This window comes from Microvirga sp. GN3, assembly GCF_055792825.1.
On record NZ_JBVVAK010000317.1, the window covers coordinates 1 to 3,388 of the forward strand.

Consider the following 3,388-nt stretch of genomic DNA (forward strand, 5'->3'; position numbering starts at 1 on the left):
CGAGCCTTGCATCGAGGTTCTCCTGTGAGTTCTCGGGCAGCTTGTTATCGGGAGGACACGCCGCAGACTGAGGCTCCGCTCTGTCAGACGTGGGTTGGCCGCTGAGACCGGATGCGTTCACCATACGAGCCCTCCAGGACACTCCGAGCAGGTGTGTCGGCAACCTGCACCAGTTGTAACGCTAAGGCTGCGAGCGCCGTTCCAGGATGTTTTAGCCGATGTAACGGATGTATTTGACAAGCGCTTTTTCGAGAGCAGAGAGATCTTTTGTCTTTTGCCACTGTCCTGAGATCGTCTGCGGTCAACCGCTCGGCGTGGGAGTGAAGTGTGTTGGGGCCTGACGATGGGCGCCTGGAACTGCCTGATTGGCAAGAGCGCACAGGTGCTTGGCCCTCCCGAAAGTGGATTGGCCGGGCTGGTTCTGCTATAGTTGACGGGCTCGGGTGACCCCGGAGCGAAGAGCAGGACGTGAGGTTGCAATCCCGCCGCGCAGCTTAGGATCGTCGCACCTCATTGGCGGCACCCGAGCACCCTTTCGGTGATCGCGGTTTCCAGGTGGCCACAAACCGCCGGTAGGCTTCCTCGGCCTGGCCGATCATCTCTCGTTCTGCCTCCCGCACCGCCTTGTGGCTGTAGGCCGCGGCTGCCCCTTTCTGCTTTCCGCCACGCCGAGACGGATAGCCTGCTGCCAGTTCCAGGTAGCGCAATTTCCACTGCAGCAGCGCGGGCCTGCTCCAGGTGTAGTCCTTCTCTTTGCTCAGCATATGCCAGACGATCACCGCCAGCTTGCGGGCCGTCGCCACGGCCGCCACCGACTTGCCGCGCTTGTTCCTGATGCGAACAAAGAAGGCTCGCAGCGGCCCGGGGACGCCGGAGATCACCCAGGCGGCTTCGACCAACATCGAACGGGCGTGAGCCCGACCCTGTTTGCTGATGCGGCCATGATAGGCGGGCCTGTCACCAGACTGCCGGACTTGAGGATTGAGCCCGAAGTAGCTCACCAGCTTTTGCGGCGAGGAGAAGCGTTTGATGTCGCCGATCGCAGCCAGGACGCTCATCGCGACAGTTGCATTTGCCCCCGTGATCGTCATCAATCGCCTGACCTGCGGATCGTCGAGAGCTTTCTGGGCGAGGCTCTTATCCAGTTCAGCAAGTTCAGCGCCAAGCCGATCCAGCTCACCGGCATGACGCAGGATCACCCGACGCTGATCCTCGGCGAGCGGGAGGGCCTCCAGCCAGGCCCTCCCGCGTTTTGAGAACAAGCTCCCTTGATAAGGCGGGATCAGGTGAGCATGCAGAACCGAGTGGATCCGGTTCTTGAGCCGGGTCATCTGTGCGACGAGTTGCGTCCGCTCTGCAGTAACGCGCCGGCGGGCTTCGGTCTCCTCGTCCGGCATCCAGACTTCGGGTAAAAACCCGCTCGCATGGAGCTTGGCCAGCACGCGAGCATCGATTTTGTCGGTCTTGACTTTGGCCCAGGCGATCGCTCGCACCAGGTTGGGATTGGCAATCACCACGCGCGCCACGAAGGGCGACAGCAGGCGCACGATGGCGCTGGTGTTGCCGGTCGCCTCCAGGACGACCTCGTCGTCCGGCTTCAGGGATTTGGCAAAGTGCAGCAAGCGGCTGCGTTCGAGATCGACCTTGCCCGCATCCCGGATAACCCCCTTCTCCAGGATTGCCATCTGAGCGAAGGAACGATGGACATCGAGAGCAATGATCCTCATCTCCGGCTCCTGTTGGTTTACAGAACCTCGGGAGCCGGTGGGCCACACGACAACTACGGATCCGCGCTCGCAGCGCACCCGGGCCAGTCGAAGGGGCGGCCAGATAACAACACGAGCTCTCAGCTCATCAGATACGACGGCCTGCCCACCTTCCGTGCTCCCGACACCCCTATCCCGGTGCGCTGAGGATACCCGATCCGTCAGCCTGTAGAAACCGGGATGCAGATGTCGCGCCTATTCATACCCGATAACAACGTCGCTGAAACTGAAGCGTCACTTAGGTATGGCTGGCAACGATATGAACTGATCCCAAGGCTATGGCAGTTGGATGATCACGTGGGCTGCGGACATACGGGAATCATCTTAATTAAGCTCTGAGGAGCATTCCGAGCCAAGGCCCTCCAGATCGCGCGGTTCAGGCTCCTCGGGTACGCTTGGTGATATGCGCCCGGTATGCGGCGGCTGACTTCATGGTGACTGTCCCTGCTTCGGTCAGCTTCACAATCTCGGCTTTGGCCCGCCGTGCCGCCTGCGGGGTATAGGATGGCTTCAGCGTGACTTGAATGCGACTGGCGATGTGTCGGCGATAGGCAGCGGCCTGCCGTGGATTGATGATCTTCCTGGCAACAAGCTGATCCAGTTGCTCATAAGCTCGCTGGGCTTCTGAGGATGAGTAGTTCTGCTTCTTTTCAAACAATGGAACGTCCTTTCGGTGAGAAACTGGGCCATTTGGGTACTGGCCATAGTTAATTTCAGACAGCCTCCTATCTTACTACGCAGGCTGTTGCCGCGCCTAGAATGGGAGGGCTCCATGGCCATGAAGTATGTCATGCTCAAACTCGATGGCGGCGAGTTGCTCCCGCTGCTCTTCCCCGAGTTCATGCCGCACTCGCACATAGCCCAATCTGTTTCCGCCACGGTGGTGAGTGCGGGTCGTGTGTACCTGGAGGATGGGAGGATCGTTGCCCATGGTGCATCAAGCTCACTGAACGTCTCCGCACGCGAAGAGGATAGCAGCATCCTCCAGACGTACTTTGACGGGCAGAATGCCATCCAACAGGAGCTTTAATCCTTCGCAAGAGGAGCCATTACGTGATCCCGGTCCCGATGCCCAAATGCTCCGCTCTGGCTCAGGGACCTTCAAGAATAGGAACAGGCAATGGCCGCGCACATTACCTCATCCCTCCAAGATACGTTCCTGAAGCATCTCCGCGACAACAATGTTGAGGTGACGACGTTTCTCGTGAATGGGATTAGGCTCCAAGGCCAGATCAGATGGTTCGACAGCTTCACGATCCAGCTTGTGCGAGGCGATAGCTCACAAATCATCTATAAGCATGCCATCTCGACTATTCATCCCGTGGAGCCTGTCGAACTGATAGACCCAAATTGATCTGGGTAACCTTGCCCTTCCCAGACCGTTTTGAAGATGCGGCTCAAGTTCCAATAAGGAAAATTTCCGACCACGCAGGGGGCACTTTCTGCCGTGCCGAAATGCGTTACGGTGGACGCGCCATGTCGATCTGTCAGGAGCCTCCATGAAAAAGGTGCGTAAGCTCTACGAAAGCTCAAGCGGTGACCGCTGGTACTTGATTGCAGACCCTTCAGGCGCTGTGTTCATCCGTCACGAAGCCAATGTAGCTTCTGGAGGGCAAGTGGAA

The 3,388-nt window shown here is 58.7% G+C and carries 4 protein-coding genes; 2 read left to right on the top strand and 2 right to left on the bottom strand.

Annotated elements, in window-relative coordinates; genetic code table 11:
• Positions 1 to 494 precede the first annotated feature (494 nt).
• Together ACS5Q1_RS47160 and ACS5Q1_RS47165 are read right to left on the bottom strand one after the other, a co-directional pair.
• The gene (locus tag ACS5Q1_RS47160; protein WP_473104669.1) at positions 495 to 1,727 is read right to left on the bottom strand and encodes an IS110 family RNA-guided transposase; all 1,233 of its coding nucleotides are present in this window, start codon (positions 1,725 to 1,727) and stop codon (positions 495 to 497) included.
• Positions 1,728 to 2,142: 415 nt separating this feature from the next.
• A complete protein-coding gene (locus ACS5Q1_RS47165) occupies positions 2,143 to 2,424 on the bottom strand; it encodes a hypothetical protein (protein WP_473104670.1) in 282 nt (93 codons plus the stop codon).
• Positions 2,425 to 2,538: 114 nt separating this feature from the next.
• Between ACS5Q1_RS47165 and ACS5Q1_RS47170 the strand changes: the two genes are divergently transcribed.
• Together ACS5Q1_RS47170 and hfq are read left to right on the top strand one after the other, a co-directional pair.
• Positions 2,539 to 2,796, top strand: coding sequence for a hypothetical protein (locus ACS5Q1_RS47170; protein ID WP_473104671.1), 258 nt, complete (start codon positions 2,539 to 2,541; stop codon positions 2,794 to 2,796).
• Positions 2,797 to 2,886: 90 nt separating this feature from the next.
• On the top strand, positions 2,887 to 3,120 hold the full coding sequence (gene hfq / locus ACS5Q1_RS47175; RefSeq protein ID WP_473104672.1) for an RNA chaperone Hfq: 234 nt from the start codon (positions 2,887 to 2,889) through the stop codon (positions 3,118 to 3,120).
• Positions 3,121 to 3,388: the final 268 nt, after the last annotated feature.

Coding starts and splice junctions, on each gene's coding strand:
- ACS5Q1_RS47160 (WP_473104669.1), bottom strand. CDS start 1,727: ATGAGGATCATTGCTCTCGATGTCCATCGTTCCTTCGCTCAGATGGCA.
- ACS5Q1_RS47170 (WP_473104671.1), top strand. CDS start 2,539: ATGGCCATGAAGTATGTCATGCTCAAACTCGATGGCGGCGAGTTGCTC.
- hfq (WP_473104672.1), top strand. CDS start 2,887: ATGGCCGCGCACATTACCTCATCCCTCCAAGATACGTTCCTGAAGCAT.